Source organism: Gemmatimonadales bacterium, assembly GCA_019637315.1.
In the GTDB taxonomy this organism is placed as follows: domain Bacteria; phylum Gemmatimonadota; class Gemmatimonadetes; order Gemmatimonadales; family GWC2-71-9; genus SHZU01.
This window is the reverse complement of record JAHBVU010000001.1, coordinates 262,053-276,150: the sequence shown is the minus strand read 5'-3', so window position 1 is coordinate 276,150 and position 14,098 is coordinate 262,053. Positions and strand designations below refer to the sequence as shown.

General features: G+C 64.7%; 15 protein-coding genes. 2 read left to right on the top strand and 13 right to left on the bottom strand.

What is annotated here, in order from left to right:
- Positions 1 to 128 precede the first annotated feature (128 nt).
- The 6 genes from KF785_01190 to KF785_01165 all read right to left on the bottom strand — a co-directional run bounded on the left by KF785_01190 (position 129) and on the right by KF785_01165 (position 5,630).
- A complete protein-coding gene (locus KF785_01190) occupies positions 129 to 1,520 on the bottom strand; it encodes a beta-lactamase family protein (protein ID MBX3145356.1) in 1,392 nt (463 codons plus the stop codon).
- 30 nt (positions 1,521 to 1,550) lie between these two features.
- Positions 1,551 to 2,036, bottom strand: coding sequence for a DinB family protein (locus KF785_01185; GenBank protein MBX3145355.1), 486 nt, complete (start codon positions 2,034 to 2,036; stop codon positions 1,551 to 1,553).
- A 196-nt stretch (positions 2,037 to 2,232) separates the two neighbouring features.
- Positions 2,233 to 3,588 carry an amidohydrolase family protein gene (locus tag KF785_01180; GenBank protein ID MBX3145354.1) on the bottom strand — a complete coding sequence of 452 codons (1,356 nt, stop codon included), beginning with the start codon at positions 3,586 to 3,588 and terminating at the stop codon, positions 2,233 to 2,235.
- A 74-nt stretch (positions 3,589 to 3,662) separates the two neighbouring features.
- Positions 3,663 to 4,424 carry a methyltransferase domain-containing protein gene (locus tag KF785_01175; GenBank protein MBX3145353.1) on the bottom strand — a complete coding sequence of 254 codons (762 nt, stop codon included), beginning with the start codon at positions 4,422 to 4,424 and terminating at the stop codon, positions 3,663 to 3,665.
- A complete protein-coding gene (locus tag KF785_01170) occupies positions 4,424 to 4,597 on the bottom strand; it encodes a hypothetical protein (GenBank protein ID MBX3145352.1) in 174 nt (57 codons plus the stop codon). Before KF785_01170 ends, KF785_01175 begins: the two co-directional genes overlap by 1 nt.
- Positions 4,598 to 4,637: 40 nt before the next feature.
- A complete protein-coding gene (locus KF785_01165; GenBank protein MBX3145351.1) occupies positions 4,638 to 5,630 on the bottom strand; it encodes a pyridoxal-phosphate dependent enzyme in 993 nt (330 codons plus the stop codon).
- 105 nt (positions 5,631 to 5,735) lie between these two features.
- On the opposite strand from KF785_01165, the gene KF785_01160 reads away from it, so the two are divergent.
- Positions 5,736 to 6,089: a hypothetical protein gene (locus KF785_01160; protein ID MBX3145350.1), complete on the top strand. Its 354-nt coding sequence runs from the start codon at positions 5,736 to 5,738 to the stop codon at positions 6,087 to 6,089.
- A 7-nt stretch (positions 6,090 to 6,096) separates the two neighbouring features.
- On the opposite strand, the gene KF785_01155 is transcribed toward KF785_01160, so the two are convergent.
- Both KF785_01155 and KF785_01150 read right to left on the bottom strand, forming a co-directional pair.
- Positions 6,097 to 7,074, bottom strand: coding sequence for a threonine/serine dehydratase (locus tag KF785_01155; protein MBX3145349.1), 978 nt, complete (start codon positions 7,072 to 7,074; stop codon positions 6,097 to 6,099).
- Positions 7,071 to 8,591: an amidohydrolase family protein gene (locus tag KF785_01150; GenBank protein ID MBX3145348.1), complete on the bottom strand. Its 1,521-nt coding sequence runs from the start codon at positions 8,589 to 8,591 to the stop codon at positions 7,071 to 7,073. The genes KF785_01155 and KF785_01150 overlap by 4 nt, the downstream gene beginning before the upstream one ends.
- A gap of 126 nt (positions 8,592 to 8,717) precedes the next feature.
- On the opposite strand from KF785_01150, the gene KF785_01145 reads away from it, so the two are divergent.
- Entirely contained in the window at positions 8,718 to 9,605 is an 888-nt protein-coding gene (locus KF785_01145) for a M55 family metallopeptidase (protein MBX3145347.1), read from the top strand.
- Between the two features lie 3 nt (positions 9,606 to 9,608).
- Here the strand turns inward: KF785_01145 and KF785_01140 are convergent, their stop codons facing one another.
- The 5 genes from KF785_01140 to KF785_01120 form a co-directional block, all read right to left on the bottom strand.
- The gene (locus tag KF785_01140) at positions 9,609 to 10,268 is read right to left on the bottom strand and encodes a class II aldolase/adducin family protein (protein ID MBX3145346.1); all 660 of its coding nucleotides are present in this window, start codon (positions 10,266 to 10,268) and stop codon (positions 9,609 to 9,611) included.
- Positions 10,265 to 11,305, bottom strand: a complete 1,041-nt coding sequence (gene mtnA, locus KF785_01135) for an S-methyl-5-thioribose-1-phosphate isomerase (protein ID MBX3145345.1) — start codon at positions 11,303 to 11,305, stop codon at positions 10,265 to 10,267. The genes KF785_01140 and mtnA overlap by 4 nt, the downstream gene beginning before the upstream one ends.
- Entirely contained in the window at positions 11,305 to 11,835 is a 531-nt protein-coding gene (locus tag KF785_01130; protein ID MBX3145344.1) for an adenine phosphoribosyltransferase, read from the bottom strand. The genes mtnA and KF785_01130 overlap by 1 nt, the downstream gene beginning before the upstream one ends.
- On the bottom strand, positions 11,832 to 12,689 hold the full coding sequence (locus KF785_01125; GenBank protein MBX3145343.1) for an S-methyl-5'-thioadenosine phosphorylase: 858 nt from the start codon (positions 12,687 to 12,689) through the stop codon (positions 11,832 to 11,834). The genes KF785_01130 and KF785_01125 overlap by 4 nt, the downstream gene beginning before the upstream one ends.
- Positions 12,690 to 12,853: 164 nt before the next feature.
- A complete protein-coding gene (locus KF785_01120; protein MBX3145342.1) occupies positions 12,854 to 14,002 on the bottom strand; it encodes an aminotransferase class I/II-fold pyridoxal phosphate-dependent enzyme in 1,149 nt (382 codons plus the stop codon).
- Positions 14,003 to 14,098 lie beyond the last annotated feature (96 nt).

The following is a 14,098-nucleotide window of genomic DNA, read 5'->3' as shown; positions in this document are numbered from 1 at the left end:
ATATCTATCTATAATCGACGCCTGGCCTCCTGGTAAAGTTTCCGATCCGGCCGGTCGACCCGGGGGTGCGAAACACGACCGGCCGGACCCCAGAAGACTGAGGCCCGGCCGGCTGCGTCCGTCTGTGACTACTTCCGCGTCAGGACGTTGTTGGCATACCCGGCATCGAGCCGGACCTTGGCGATCTTGCCACCCTGATCCTGGAAGATCAGGCGGGTCTCATCCCGCAGGAACACGTTGTCGCCGAGATAGGTCAGCGTTTCGGCGGAATCGGCGCCGGGGAACCGAACTGTCACGTTGCCGCCGTCGACCGCGACCGTGAGTTCCATCGGGCGGCCGCGACCGCGGCCCGCATAGGTCCCGGCAAAGCGGCTCACATCGCCGTCAATGGCCTTAGCCGCCGACGGCGGCGTACCCAGCACCGCCTCCGCGATCGCTTGCGCCGCAGCGTCCGGACTGCCCGGCCCCGCAGTATTGAACAGGACGACAACGCTCAGAGAGTCATCCGGAAAGTAGCTGTTCTGTGACAGGAACCCGTTGATCCCACCCCCGTGATGGAGTGCCCGACGCCCCAGACGGTCGTAAGTTGCAATCCCCATGGCGTAGCGGATCGTAGTACCGTCGTTCAGCTTGCTCGGCGTGATGAACGCCTGATAGGCCGCCGGCCCGAGAATCTTCCCTTCGCGGTGGAGCGCTTCGTTCCAGCGTACCAGGTCCAGCGCCGACGCGCAAAGCGAGCCGGCGGCATAGGGCCAGATATGGCTCAGCGGCCCCTTGAGCACCGGGCCGGCCGAGTCACTGTCGTAACCGGAAACCTTGTTCTGGTAGACCTTGGACTCGCTGCAATAGTGCGAGTGAGTCATCCCGGCCCGATCGAAGAGATTCTTCTGGACATAGTCCTCGTAGGACTGACCGCTCACCTTCTCGATGATCAGGCCGGCCAGGTAGAACCCGGAGTTGTTGTAGATCTCCTCTTCACCGGGCTCGAAGTCGAAGGGCTTCTTGGCGAAGAGATTGACCAGCGTATCCGGCGACAGGCGGTAAGCCCCGAACTGCCGGAACTCCGGAATCTCGGTGTACCCTTTGATGCCGGACGTGTGGTCGAGCAGCTGCCGAACGACGATCTTGCGCCCCTGCGTGTTATACGTCGGCAGATACTTCTTGATGTCGTCATCGAGGCTGAGCTTGCCTTGCTCGACCAGCTGCAGGATAGCCGCGCCGGTAAACTGCTTGGTGACCGAGCCAATTTCGTAGATCGCGTTGGGCGGCGTCGGCACGTTGAGCTCGAGGTTGGCCAATCCGTACGCCTTGGCGACGATCGTGTCTCGGCCCTTCACCACCGCCACGGATGCGCCGACCACCTTGCCAGACTTGATCGGCCCCTCGATGATCGAGTCGATCCGGGCCACCAGGGCAGCATGCGCACTACCCCGGGCACCACCACTCCCACCGTTGCCACTGCCAGCACATGCTGTCGCACCCGCCAGGAAACCGAGTGCCACCACCCTGATGAAACCCATCCGAGGTTTGCCTTTCCGCTGAAGATGATCCTATCGATACGACATCGGCGGGTAGCCGACAAATTTCCGCAAATAGCCAAGCTGCCCGATATGATACGCCTCATGATGCATCAGAAAGGTCAGCGCGCCGAGCATGCTGCCGGAGACGACCGGGAAGCGCTGTCCCGACGGGGCCGCCAGCTCGTCGGCCGTGACATCATCGAGCCTCGCCAGAATCAACCGACTGACATCTTCCCATTGTTCCCGAATGGCAGTGACAGACGGGAGCGCGAGGATCTTGTCGATACCGGTCTCGTGCTCCAACTCGCCACCGAACGGCGCCGGGACGTCGAGCCCCAACAAACGGGCCATCCAGGCACGCGTCTCGACCAGGTGCCCGCCGATGAACGCAATGCTGTTGGTCCGACCGTTGGGGCGGACCACGGCGGCACCGTCATCGAGATCGGCGATCGTATTGATGAAGAGCCTGGTATGGAGTGCAAACAGCTCCGCTGTCGGAACCAGCTGGTCGACCATGGGCTATCGGCTTGATACGGGAAACCATTGGTCGAGGTTTCGACCCAGACCGCAATGGTATCCATTCCGGGATGCAATTGCCAGGGTACACGGTTGGCAGTCGCGGATCCACCCACACCCCGTTCGGCGCGGGGGAGTGTGGCACAGGCACCGGCTCGGCGTCCGCCAAGCCGGTATCAGGCCAACCGGCTGACGGCTACTGAGCTTCCAGGGCCCTCAGTCGCTGCGCAATTTCCGATCGCGGCAGCCAGCGGCCGCCGACCATCACGCCGGCCTGCTTCCGAACATTGCTGATGGCGGAAAGCGGGTTGCCATCGAGCAGGATCAAATCGGCCCGCTTGCCTGCAGCCACGGTGCCTCGCTCCGCCTCGGTGCCGAAGTGCACGGCAACGTTGCGGGTGCCGCTCTCGAGCGCCTGATACGGTGTCAACCCTGCATCGACGAGATACTCGAGCTCCCGGAAGATCGAAAAGCCGGGAACGTTCCAGATCTGGGGCGCATCCGAACCAAGCAGAAAGCCGACACCCGCTTTGTGGAAAGTGGAGATGATTTTCCGGCGCAAGGCAATATACCGATCGCGGGTTGCCTTGGGAGGTTCATTGGCGCCCTTGAAACCTGCCGTCTGTTTGGCCCAGGCCTCCAGCCCTGCCTTGGACCAGTATTTCATTTCAGGCCAGTTCCGCAGCTCCTCGATGGTGTACCCCCCCGTGACATACCGCATCAGGGTTTCGGTCGGCACCATCCAGACCCCCTGGGCCTTGGTCTTCGCAGCAAGCTGGGCCAGGCGGCTTTCGTCGACCCGGTCAACCAGGCCCAGGCCGAAGAACCCCGTTTCCTGCGGTGTCAGCGGTCCGGATGAAGGCACCAGACCTTCGATGTAGCCATCGAAGTGGTCGACCGTCCAGTACCCGAGTTCGATGGCGCGTTCGATCCCGACATCGAGCGGCACGTGACCCGCAAAGCGGATTCCGACGGCCTTGGCAGTGGCCGCCAGCGTGTCGAACACTCCACGCTTGATCCCCGGGTGAATCTTGAGCAGGTCGTAACCGGCCTTGGCGTACTTGGTGACAGAGTCGATCGCGTCCTGGCCTGTCTTGACGGAGTTGCTGTTGAGCGACGGCCCGGACGTATAAATCGTCGGGCTGAGGATCTCGCCGCGCGCCGCCCTGTCGCGAATGGGGAGGTGCCGCGGATCACCCAGCATCCCTCGAACCGTGGTTACGCCGTTCAGGGCAAAGAGCGCGAGAATCCGCTCGATGGTCGAGTCGGGCACCACCTGACCTGGGGGAATGTGGCCGTGCATCTCGGCCAACCCCGGCATCAGATATTTGCCCCTGCCCTCGATCCGGACCGCGCCAGCCGGGACTTCGGTCGACGCCGTTGGGCCCATGGCAACGATCCGGTCACCGCGAACCACCACCGTCTGACCGGCCAGGACTCGTTCCCGATCCATCGGAACGACCGAAACGTTGACGATGGCGTAGGTTGGCTGCTGCGGGGCCGGGTCGTTCCCGACGACGGCCGCCGCGAGAACGGTCAACAGTGCTAGCATGGCATGATCTCCTGAGTGCAATTCGAAGCGTACCTCTCCTCAATCTACGCACGATCAGGAGGTCGTGTTTCCAATCAGCGCTCGACCCGAGCCGCCCGCACCGCCAAGGGCCAGCGAAGATCACGCACTTGGGAGGGGTCGCCCCAGGCGGCTGCCAACTCGTCAGCAACCGACAGCAGCGGATCGACGCCGTGCTGGGCCTGGTACCGCACAGCAGACGACCAGGTCCGCAGGTACCCCTTCAACTGTGCCAGCGTCCACTGAGCGCTCATCTCGAAGGGGGGCGTCGTCAGCTCGGCAAAGGGTATTGCAACGTCGCGATACCCGGTTTCCACCAGAGCGCGGTCGGCTGGCCAGTAACGGCCAAGCACGTCGCCATAGAGCCGGTCGACGACGTGGTCGAGGGCGCCGCCTCCGCGGATGAGATTGTAGGTCCACACCGCCAGCAGAGCGCCCGGTTTCGCGACCCGGATCACCTCGGCGAAGAACGCCGGGCGATCGAACCAGTGGAGCGCCTGCGCCACGGTTACGACATCGACCGACAGGTCCGCCAGCCCCGACGCTTCGGCCGAGGCGCAACGGTAGTCGATGTTGGCGCGGGGTTCCGCCATGGCCAGCTGGGCACTGCTCGCGTCGGTTGCCACGACGCGGGTGTACAACGGCGCCAGGCCGACGGCGGCCTGCCCGTTGCCGGTGGCACAATCCCATGCCAGGTCGCGCCCGGGGGACTGACTGGCCACCCAGCGAAACAGGGTCTCCGGATAGCGCGGCCGGAAAGCTGCGTAGTCGGACGACCCGGCCGAGAAGTGATCCTGAAACGGACGAGGAGACGGCATCAGATCAGCATCGCGAACATGCCAGCAAGCGACAATAAGGCCACCGCGATTGCCGCCAGAAACCCTCGCAGCCGCGCCCGTTGACGGAAGGCATCTCGAAGCGCACTGATCGCTCCGAGAAAGAGAATCGACAAGCCTCCGAGAATAGCGGCATAGAGCAGCATCGCCATCATGGCAGCCCGCCCGTACCGCCACAGCTTTGGCCGGGACGAATCACGTCCTCGCCTTCCAGCCAGCCTCACCACGAGCAAGGTATTCGCTGAACCGTGCCGGATCGATGTTGGCGCCGCACACAATCAGGCCGACCCGCAGGCCGCGTAACTGCGCCCGCAGCGGACCCAGCAAAGCTGCTGTCGTCGCCGCGCCGGCCGGTTCGACCGCGAGCTTCTGTCGGTCGAACAGGAGATACATCGCCTCGGTCAGCGCGTCGTCGCTGACGAGAACGATCTCATCGACGAATCGGCGGATCAGCCCGAGGCTGTATGGCATCGCAAACGGCGGGCTCAAGCTGTCCGCGATCGTGCTGGGACGGATGGCCTGCTCGGGCTGCCCCGAGGCGATGCTTCGCTTGATGACGTCGTTGCCCTCGGGCTCGACACCAAAGACGAGACACCCCGGCTTGAACTGCTTGACGGCAGCCGCAATGCCGGCAATCAATCCGCCGCCGCCAACCGGAACGACGACGGCATCCAAATCGTCGACCTGGCGACAGAACTCGAGCCCGACGGTCGCCGTGCCGGTGGCCGTGCCGAGCCCCTCGAAGGGGTGGATAAAGGCGCGTCCTTCGCTCGTTTCGATGGCCTTGACCCGAGCAAATGCCTCAGCCACATCGTCCACCAGCACGACCTCGGCCCCCAAGCGCTGGCTCAAGGCTACCCGCGCAGGGCTGGCGGTCCGAGGCATCACCACCTTGGCGGTAGTCCCCAAGGTTCGCGCTGCGTACGAAACCGCAGCGGCGTGATTGCCGGCGCTGACGGCCGTGACGCCCCGCTTGACCTGATCGGGTGAAAGCGCGAGCATGTTCATCAAGGCGCCACGCACCTTGAAGGAGCCAGAGTACTGAAACAGTTCCAGCTTGAGTACCACGGACCCTGGCCCCTCCAGCAGGTCGTCCCGCCACTCCCAGACCGGAGTTTGGCGGACGAAGGGAGCCAGGCGGGCGGCGGCGGCATCGATGGCCGGCAATGTTGGCGGTAAATCGGTCATGCGATCCTGGTGGTAGAATCTCGGTCAGGGTGGTCTGTCAGACGCAGTGTCACGAAACGGGGACGGGGGAGTCGATTCAACCGGACCACTGCAAGGAGAAGAGAAATGACACGCACGATGACGCTCGGACTGCTGGCACTCGCAACCTCGGTTCTGCTGGGCTGCAGCAGCAATCGCCCGACGACCGGTATCGACCCCAACGCGCCGACGACGGTGCTGGTCGACAACCAGGGATTTGCGGACATGACGATCTTCGTGATCGAAGGCGGACGCCGGATTCGGCTCGGCCTGGCAACCGGGAACACCCAGACGCGCTTCAGGTTGCCGTCGCATCTCGTGAAGACGCTGACCCCACTGCGCTTTCTAGCCGACCCGGTGGGCAGCAACCGGACCCCGGTTTCGGACGAGATTACCGTCTCACCTGGAGACGAGGTCACGCTGCGAATTCCTCCACGGTAGCTGCGTATCAAGCGGGAGACGGGAGCGATCCCGTCTCCAGCGCCTCGCTCCATACCGCTCGCCCGATGTTGCCGCCGCAGACGACCACCGCCACATCTCGCCCGCCCAGATCGGACGCCAGGCGCAACGCCGAGGCAACAGCCACTCCGGCGGCTCCTTCGATAATCAGCCCTTCCGACTCGTAGACGAGTCGCATCGCGTCGCGAATCTCGTCTTCACGCACCAGATCGTAGCGATCGACATAGCGCCGACATGGCTCGAAGGTGACCGTATCGGCCTCGACGCCACCGGCCGTGCCATCGGACAAGGTCGGTTCGCACGGCAGGTCCAGCACTCGCCCGGCTTCCACGGACGCGGCCATGACGGCCGAGTTGCGCGGCGAGCAGCCGATCACGAGGGTATCGGGCCGGACTTGCTTGAGCAGAGTCGCGATGCCGCCGATCAAGCCGCCGCCGCCAACGGCGACCACGACCGCGCCGAGGTCCGGCAGCTGGCGCAGCAGCTCGGCCGCAACGGTTCCCTGCCCGGCCATGACCTCTTCGTCATTGTACGGCGAGAGGAAGTACTGGCCGCTCAGCTCGGCTTGCCGGCGGGCCTCGCGCTCGGTCTCGCCGGAATCAACCCCGTGATAGCGCACCTGCCCGCCCAGCCGTTCGATCCGTGCCACCTTGCTCGGCGCCGCACCCGTCGGCACGAAGACGAGTGGCGCAACGCCGCTCATCCGTCCGGCGTAGGCGCACGCCGCACCGTGGTTCCCCGTCGATGCCGTGACAATGCCACGTGACCGCTCGGCATCGCTAAGAGTCAGCATCCGATTCAGGGCACCCCGCAGCTTGAACGACCCGGTGTGCTGAAGATTCTCGAGCTTGAGATGGATCCCGGTACCTGCCCGATCCGACAGGGCCGGCGACCACAGCAGCGGCGTTTCCCGTGCATGGGGACGAATCCGACGATCGGCGGCTTCGATCCTGGCAACGAGGCTCATTGGGCCTGGCGGAGCAGGACCCGCCCCGGTCGATGTGCAGTTACCGCACCGGCCGCCCAGACCGTCTGCCCGTTGACCCAGACTCGCTCGATGCCGGTCGAGATCAGATGCGGACTGGCCGGCGTCGCATTGTCGATGACCGTACCAGGATCGAAGAGAACGAGATCGGCAAAGTAGCCCGGGGCAATCGTCCCGCGCCGAGTCAGGCCAACATGCTGGGCGGCCAGACTGGTCATCTTGCGAATCGCAGTCTCGAGCGTCAGTACCTTCTGTTCCCGAACATAGCGCCCGAGCACGCGAGTGTAGCTGCCGAAGCCGCGGGGATGCGCACCAGACAGCGACCCGTCCGAGCAGAAGTTGGTGTGCGCCCAGGCCATCAGCGCAGCAATATCGGGCTCCGACATGCTGGTACCCACCACGCTCTCACCGCCGCGACCCGGATTGGCCTGCTCCCAGGCAATCGACTCCTTGATCAGCGCCAGCAGCGTGACCGCGGGGGCTTCATTGCGGACCACGGCAATCTCCGCGACTGTCTTGCCGGCATACTCCGGGTTCGCGGCGAAGTCGCCGATCAACAGTCCTTCGGCCGGGGCAATTTCTCGCAGCACCCGCTCGGCCTCGCGTCGATCATCGAAATTCCGGGCCGGGAAGAGTACCTGCAGGGTCGACTGCCAGTAGGGGTATGGATAGATGTCGGCCGTGATATCGATGCCGCTGGCCCGTGCGGCGTCGAGGATCCGGATCAGACTGTCTGCTTTCCCCCAGAGCGGCGTCATCGCGAGCTTCACGTGGCTGATCTGAACCGGCAGTCCTGCTTCCCGACCAACCGCGATAATCTCGTCGATCGCCTCCCAGAACCAACGGTCCTCGCTGCGGATGTGACTGATGTAACGGCCCCCTGCCGCCGCTGCGACTTTGGCCAGTGCAATGACCTCGGCACGATCCGAGTTGATCCCGGGATCGTACTCGAGACCGGTTGCCAGGCCGAGGGCGCCCGCCTCCAGCTCACGGGTGAGGATCGCGGCCATCGAATCGACTTCGGCTGAGGTCGCGGGGCGTTTGAAATCGCTGCCCATCACAGCGGACCGAATCGAGTTGTGCCCTGCGTAGAAAGCGACGTTGATGCTTGGTCGGACCCGCACCGTCGTGTCGATCGCGCGCGACAGCGGCATCGGATGGCCGCCATCCTGGCCGGCGATGATCGTGGTGATGCCCTGACTGACCGCGCCGACCGCTTCTGGGGTGCTCAAGAGGCCGCGGTCGTGGTGACTGTGGGTATCGATAAACCCTGGTGCCAGGGTGAGACCACCCCCATCGACGACCGAGTCGCCGGATTCCGGCGCGATATCACCTACGGCGACGATGGTGTCGCCGACGATACGAACCGCACCGAGTCGGCTCGGTGCCCCGGTGCCGTCCACGATGCGAACGTTGGTGATCGTCGTACCGGAAGGCGAATCAGAGGCGCCGCCACAGGCGACCCCCAGCAGGGCGGCGAATGGGATGAGATGACGCATGCAGTCTGTCGGCGGGATGGGGGAAGCAATGATGCTGCTACGATGCCACGATTGGCAAGGCCCTGCGTCTGGCAACATCCAGCACCTGGCTCTAGTTTCCGGCCTCCCACTCGATCGAGCTATCTCATGACGGGTTCAATCCGCGCCTTCGTCGGCCTGCTGGCCGTACTGCACCTTCCGATGGCCGGTGTCACGGCCCAGTCGAAGCTCAAAGTGTACATCAGCGCCGACATGGAAGGGGTGGCGGGCGTCGTTACCGCTGCTCAGGCTGGCGGATCCGACTACGAATGGGCTCGCCCGCTGATGCTCGGCGAGGTCAATGCGGCGATCGCTGCCGCTTTCGAGGCCGGCGCAACCGAGGTGGTCGTCAACGACGCCCATGGATCGCATACCAACCTTCGGGCCGATCAGCTCGACTCCCGTGCGCAGCTGATCACCGGCCGTTCCAAGCCGCTCGGCATGATCGAGGGTCTCGACGGCAGCTACGACGCCGTGATCTTGATCGGATATCACGGCCATGCTGCGCAAACCAATGCCGTGATGGGCCATACCTACTCGCACGCACTCCGGCACATCCTGATCAACGGCACCGAAGTCGGCGAGTACGGAACCGCAGGGATGGTGGCGGGTCATCACCGGGTCCCGGTCGTCTTCGTCTCAGGTGATCAGGCGTTCGCTGAGGTCGCCCGCGAGTTCTTTCCCGGGGTCGAGGCGCTGGCCGTGAAAGAAGGTCTCGGCTTCATGGCCGCCAAAACCATGAATCCCGTCACTGCGCGGGAACGGATTGCCGCTGGTGTCAGGACGGGCTTGAGCCGTCGAAGGACGATTGCACCGGTCTCCCACACGACACCGATCGTTCTCGAAGTCGAGTTGGCCATGGCGAGCCACGCCGATGCCGCGATGTTCGTCCCCGGGATGGAACGTGTCAACGGCGTTCGGGTTCGCTACCGGGCGCCGGACGCCATCGTAGCGTATCGAGTGTCGCGGCTCATCATGATGTTGGCGCGCGACTGACGCTCAGGAACTCGGCAGGTGGCGAGGTTGACCGTAACCGGCAAATCGCGCGAGCGCATCAGCAATGGCCTCACGCGACAGGAGAGGTGGATCGCCCAGCGGGAGCAATCTGAGGTACAAATCCGCAAGAAACTCGGTTTCCGCAGCAACCGATAAGGCTTCTTGCAACGATTCGCCGACGGCCAGAAACCCATGGTGGGCCAGCAGGCACGCCTTTCGATCGGTCAACGCCTCGACCGCGACGCGGGCGAGGTCGTCGGTTCCGAACGGGCGGTAGGGGGCGCAGCGAATCGAATCACCTCCGGCAATCGCAATCATGTAGTGGATCGGTGGAACGTCCCGCCCCAGGCATGCGAGCGCGGTAGCGGCGGGGCTGTGCCCGTGTACGATGGCCCGAACCTCGACGCGGGTCTGATAGATTCTGGCGTGCATCGGCCACTCACTCGATGGCACCCGTCGCTCCCCAGCAAGCGGGATGCCCGAGTCGTCGAGCACCACGATGTCTTCCCGCCCCGCCTCGGCGTAGTCGAGGCCACTCGGCGTCACGGCAAAGCCTGTGGCGAGTCGAAGGCTGACGTTCCCCGAAGTGCCGTGTGTCAGGCCCTGGGTAACGCACCGGCGAGCCGCCTCGAGCACCTGGTCGCGCTCCGCCCGGTAAATCATTGCCCTTGCTCCGGAAAGAGCCGGTCCAGTCCGGCAGCCGAGGCCTCGGTCACGCCACGCTCAGTCAGGAGGCCAGTAACGAGTCGCGCCGGCGTGACATCGAACGCCGGGTTCAGCACCGGCACCGCGCCATGACCGAGCTCCAGGCCCGGGCGTTCCTCGATGGGGATATCGTCGCCGGTCGGTGACGACCAATCGATGCTGGCCGAGGGTACTGCGACGTAAAAGGGCACGCCCGTGTCAGAGGCGGCCAACGCCTTCAGGTAGGTACCGACCTTGTTGGCCACGTCGCCGTTCCGCGCCACGCGGTCGGTGCCAACCAGACAGAGATCGACCCGTCCCTGCCGCATCAGGTGTCCGGCGGCGTTGTCGGCGACGACGGTGTAGGGCACGCCGTGCTGATCCAGTTCCCACGCCGTCAGCAGCCCCTGGTTGCGGGGACGAGTCTCCGAGACCCAGACATGCAGCGGCACGCCGGCATCGTGCGCATGATACACCGGTGCCAGTGCAGTGCCCCAATCGACCGTGGCGAGCCAGCCAGCATTACAGTGCGTCATGACCGCGACGGGTCGAGCCCGACCGATGGCCTCCCAGGCCGATCGGAGCAAGCCGGATCCGTGTAAGCCGAGCTGCTGGCAGGCAGCTACATCGGCGTCGGCCAGTTGCTCGGCAACCTGATAGGCACGCGCCTCGCGGTCGGCCGCTGGAACCGGGCGAAGGACCGTGGCAACCCGATCGAGCGCCCAGCGGAGATTGACGGCTGTTGGTCGCGTGGCATCGAGGATCCGATAGGTGCGCTCAAGCCCGGCATCGGACGGATCGTGCCGCATGGCCAGGGCCATGCCGAACGCTGCCGCGACTCCGATCAGCGGTGCGCCACGCACCCGCATGGTCCGGATTGCCTCCGCCATCTGCTCGGCATCGGTGACCCGGATGATCTGAAAGCGACCGGGCAGGACCGTCTGATCGATCAGTGAAACCGACCAGCCGTCGGCCGAGAGACCGATGGTACGGTGCCATTGCCCCGCCACTCGCATCAGTGCCCCTCGAACTCCATCAGACAGAAGGCCGGGCATCCGGCCTCTTCGAGACGACGGCGGCCACCGAGCTCGGGCAAGTCGATAATGAAGCAGGCTTCGACGACCTGCGCACCGAGTGAACGCAGCAAATGGAGACCGGCCAGGGCGGTGCCGCCGGTTGCAATCAGGTCGTCCACCATCACGATGCGTTCGCCCGGCACGATGGCATCCCGATGGATTTCAATCCGGTCGGTGCCGTACTCGAGCTGGTAGTCGTAGCCCACGGAATCCGATGGCAGCTTCCCCTGCTTGCGGAGCGGAACGAAACCGGCGCCGATCCGCTCGGCAAGCCCGCCCCCGGGAATGAATCCGCGCGCTTCGATGGCCGCTACCTTGCTGATGCCCTGCCCCTCGTACCTGGCGGCCAGACGGCGGATGGTTTCTCGGAAGCCCGCGGCGTCGGCCAACAAGGTGGTAATGTCGCGGAACAGGATGCCCGGCTTCGGGTGATCGGGTATCGAACGAATCAACTGGCGCAGGTCGGTCACAGGACCCGCCCGGCGACACTGCGCATCCACTTGAGGACCTCTGGATCCCGCGCCTCCGACGCGGTCATAATGGCGTGATCGAGCGCACGGTCACAGCGACTCGGGCAGGGATTCGGACGCGCGGCCAGGTGAGGGATGGCACTCCGCACCAGGCGGCGCGCTGCGTCGGCGTTCTCCTGAACGACGCGAACGACCTGGTCGACTGTCACATCCGCGTGATCGGGATGCCAGCAGTCATAATCGGTCACCATGGCCACGGTCGCGTAGCAGAGCTCGGCCTCGCGGGCCAGCTTCGCTTCCGGCATGTTGGTCATCCCGATCACACTCATGCCCCAGGAGCGGTACAGCTCGGACTCGGCCCTGGTTGAGAACTGCGGGCCCTCCATCACGAGGTAGGTTCCCCCACGCCTGACTGGAAGGTCGAGCAACCGGGCCGCCGCCTCGAGCGCATCGCCGATGCGGGAGCACACCGGGTCGGCCATCGAGACGTGGCCCACCAGTCCGCTGCCGAAGAAGCTTTTGACGCGCGCAAAGGTGCGGTCGACGAACTGATCGATGATCACGAAGGTGCCTGGTGGTAAGTCCTCGCGGAGCGACCCGACGGCGCTCAGCGAGATCACATCGGTGGCACCCAGTTCCTTGAGCGCGGCAATGTTGGCGCGGAAGTTGAGATCGGTCGGCGGGATGCTGTGGCCGCGACCGTGCCGGGGAAGAAAGACCAGCTCGTGCCCGTCGAGGCGACCAGTCAGAACGTCGTCGGAGGGCTCGCCCCACGCGGTCGATACCTTCCGCCAGACCGGGTCTTCCAGGCCGTCGATTCGGTACAGCCCGCTACCGCCAATGATGCCAATCACGCCGTCTCCCTGGTCGAATCTCGCCCGGATGGACTCCGCGTCTCTTCGACGATACCTTGTCGAGATGCGTTACCGTTCACAACGGCGTGCGCCGCTCCTCCAGGCCCTGATGCCTCTCGTTGCCCTGTATCTGCTGCTGCAGCTGATCCTGTTGTCGTGGCGGGTTACCCCGCCTGGGCACTGAGGCCGAGCACCTCGGCAAAGACCTTCAGTGCCGTTTTCATCTCGTCCTTGGTTCCGATCGTGATGCGCGCATGCGTCTCGAGCGGAGCAAACCGTCGGCCGATCAGCACCCCGCGATCCTGGCAAGCCTTTCGAAAGTCGGCAATCGGCTGACGCACGTCGACCAGCAGGAAGTTGGTCTGTGACGCGGCAACCTGATAGCCGGCTCGTTCAAAGAACGCCTGGGTGGAGGCGCGCAGGTCATTGTTGCGCTTCCGTTCCTTCCGGACGTGATCCTGATCAGCGAGACTAGCGACGGCCCCGGCAGCACCAATGGTGTTGATGTTGAGGCCAAGGCTGTGCACAGCAAGAGTCGCCATCGCATCGGCATGCCCCACCGCGTAGCCGATTCGCAGTCCCGCCATGCCGTACACCTTGCTCATGGTCCGGAGCACGACGACACGCGGATCGGCCAGCGCCAGGGGAATCGCGGTGCCGTACGCAGGATCATCGACGTACTCGAAGTACGCCTCGTCGACGACAACCGTCGCCTTGGGCGACCTGGTCCAGACGGCGCGAATAAAGCCCTCGACATCGCTCTTGCTGCGGATGGTTCCGGTCGGATTGTTCGGGTTGCAGAGATAGACGAGACCTGCTCCGCCAGCCGCGCTCAGCATCGCGTCCAGATCGAGGCGGAGCTCCGCTGTGAGCGGCGGCGCCGCCACCGGAATGCCCCGCCGAGTGGCGATGCGGAGCGGCGCCTCATAGGTCGGGGTCGCCGCGACCAGCCCGGAGCCGCGGGTTGCAAAGGCGTCGACAATCATCCGCAGGTGTTCGGTCGACCCGCACCCCAACAGAATCTCCTTGGTCGTCACCCCGTGAAATGCCGCAGCCTTTTCGTTCAGCGCGGTGACCAGCTCATAGGGGTACCTGTTGCCCTCGGCAACGATGTCGCGAATGACCGACATGGCTCGGGGCGATGGCCCAGTCGGATTCTCGTTGCTGTCGAGGGAAATCAGATCGGCGGGGTTCTCGATCCGAATCCGACCCGGATCAGCCCAGGCGGCCTCCAGTCCTCGGCTCGACACGAACGGCATGGCGGCCACGCCGGCGGAAACACGCCGAAGGAACTGACGACGGGACGTCGACATGGAGAACCTCGCGCTGGTCAGAGGGATGCTCGAAACAAGATCGCCAGCGGCCGGAGCGGCGTCCAGTGCAGCCCGACGCCGACGCCAAACCGCCGC

Excerpts from the sequence above, each read along its gene's own strand:
- KF785_01190 (MBX3145356.1), bottom strand. The coding sequence starts at position 1,520 with ATGGGTTTCATCAGGGTGGTGGCACTCGGTTTCCTGGCGGGTGCGACA.
- KF785_01185 (MBX3145355.1), bottom strand. The coding sequence starts at position 2,036 with ATGGTCGACCAGCTGGTTCCGACAGCGGAGCTGTTTGCACTCCATACC.
- KF785_01180 (MBX3145354.1), bottom strand. The coding sequence starts at position 3,588 with ATGCTAGCACTGTTGACCGTTCTCGCGGCGGCCGTCGTCGGGAACGAC.
- KF785_01175 (MBX3145353.1), bottom strand. The coding sequence starts at position 4,424 with ATGCCGTCTCCTCGTCCGTTTCAGGATCACTTCTCGGCCGGGTCGTCC.
- KF785_01170 (MBX3145352.1), bottom strand. The coding sequence starts at position 4,597 with ATGATGGCGATGCTGCTCTATGCCGCTATTCTCGGAGGCTTGTCGATT.
- KF785_01165 (MBX3145351.1), bottom strand. The coding sequence starts at position 5,630 with ATGACCGATTTACCGCCAACATTGCCGGCCATCGATGCCGCCGCCGCC.
- KF785_01160 (MBX3145350.1), top strand. The coding sequence starts at position 5,736 with ATGACACGCACGATGACGCTCGGACTGCTGGCACTCGCAACCTCGGTT.
- KF785_01155 (MBX3145349.1), bottom strand. The coding sequence starts at position 7,074 with ATGAGCCTCGTTGCCAGGATCGAAGCCGCCGATCGTCGGATTCGTCCC.
- KF785_01150 (MBX3145348.1), bottom strand. The coding sequence starts at position 8,591 with ATGCGTCATCTCATCCCATTCGCCGCCCTGCTGGGGGTCGCCTGTGGC.
- KF785_01145 (MBX3145347.1), top strand. The coding sequence starts at position 8,718 with ATGACGGGTTCAATCCGCGCCTTCGTCGGCCTGCTGGCCGTACTGCAC.
- KF785_01140 (MBX3145346.1), bottom strand. The coding sequence starts at position 10,268 with ATGATTTACCGGGCGGAGCGCGACCAGGTGCTCGAGGCGGCTCGCCGG.
- mtnA (MBX3145345.1), bottom strand. The coding sequence starts at position 11,305 with ATGCGAGTGGCGGGGCAATGGCACCGTACCATCGGTCTCTCGGCCGAC.
- KF785_01120 (MBX3145342.1), bottom strand. The coding sequence starts at position 14,002 with ATGTCGACGTCCCGTCGTCAGTTCCTTCGGCGTGTTTCCGCCGGCGTG.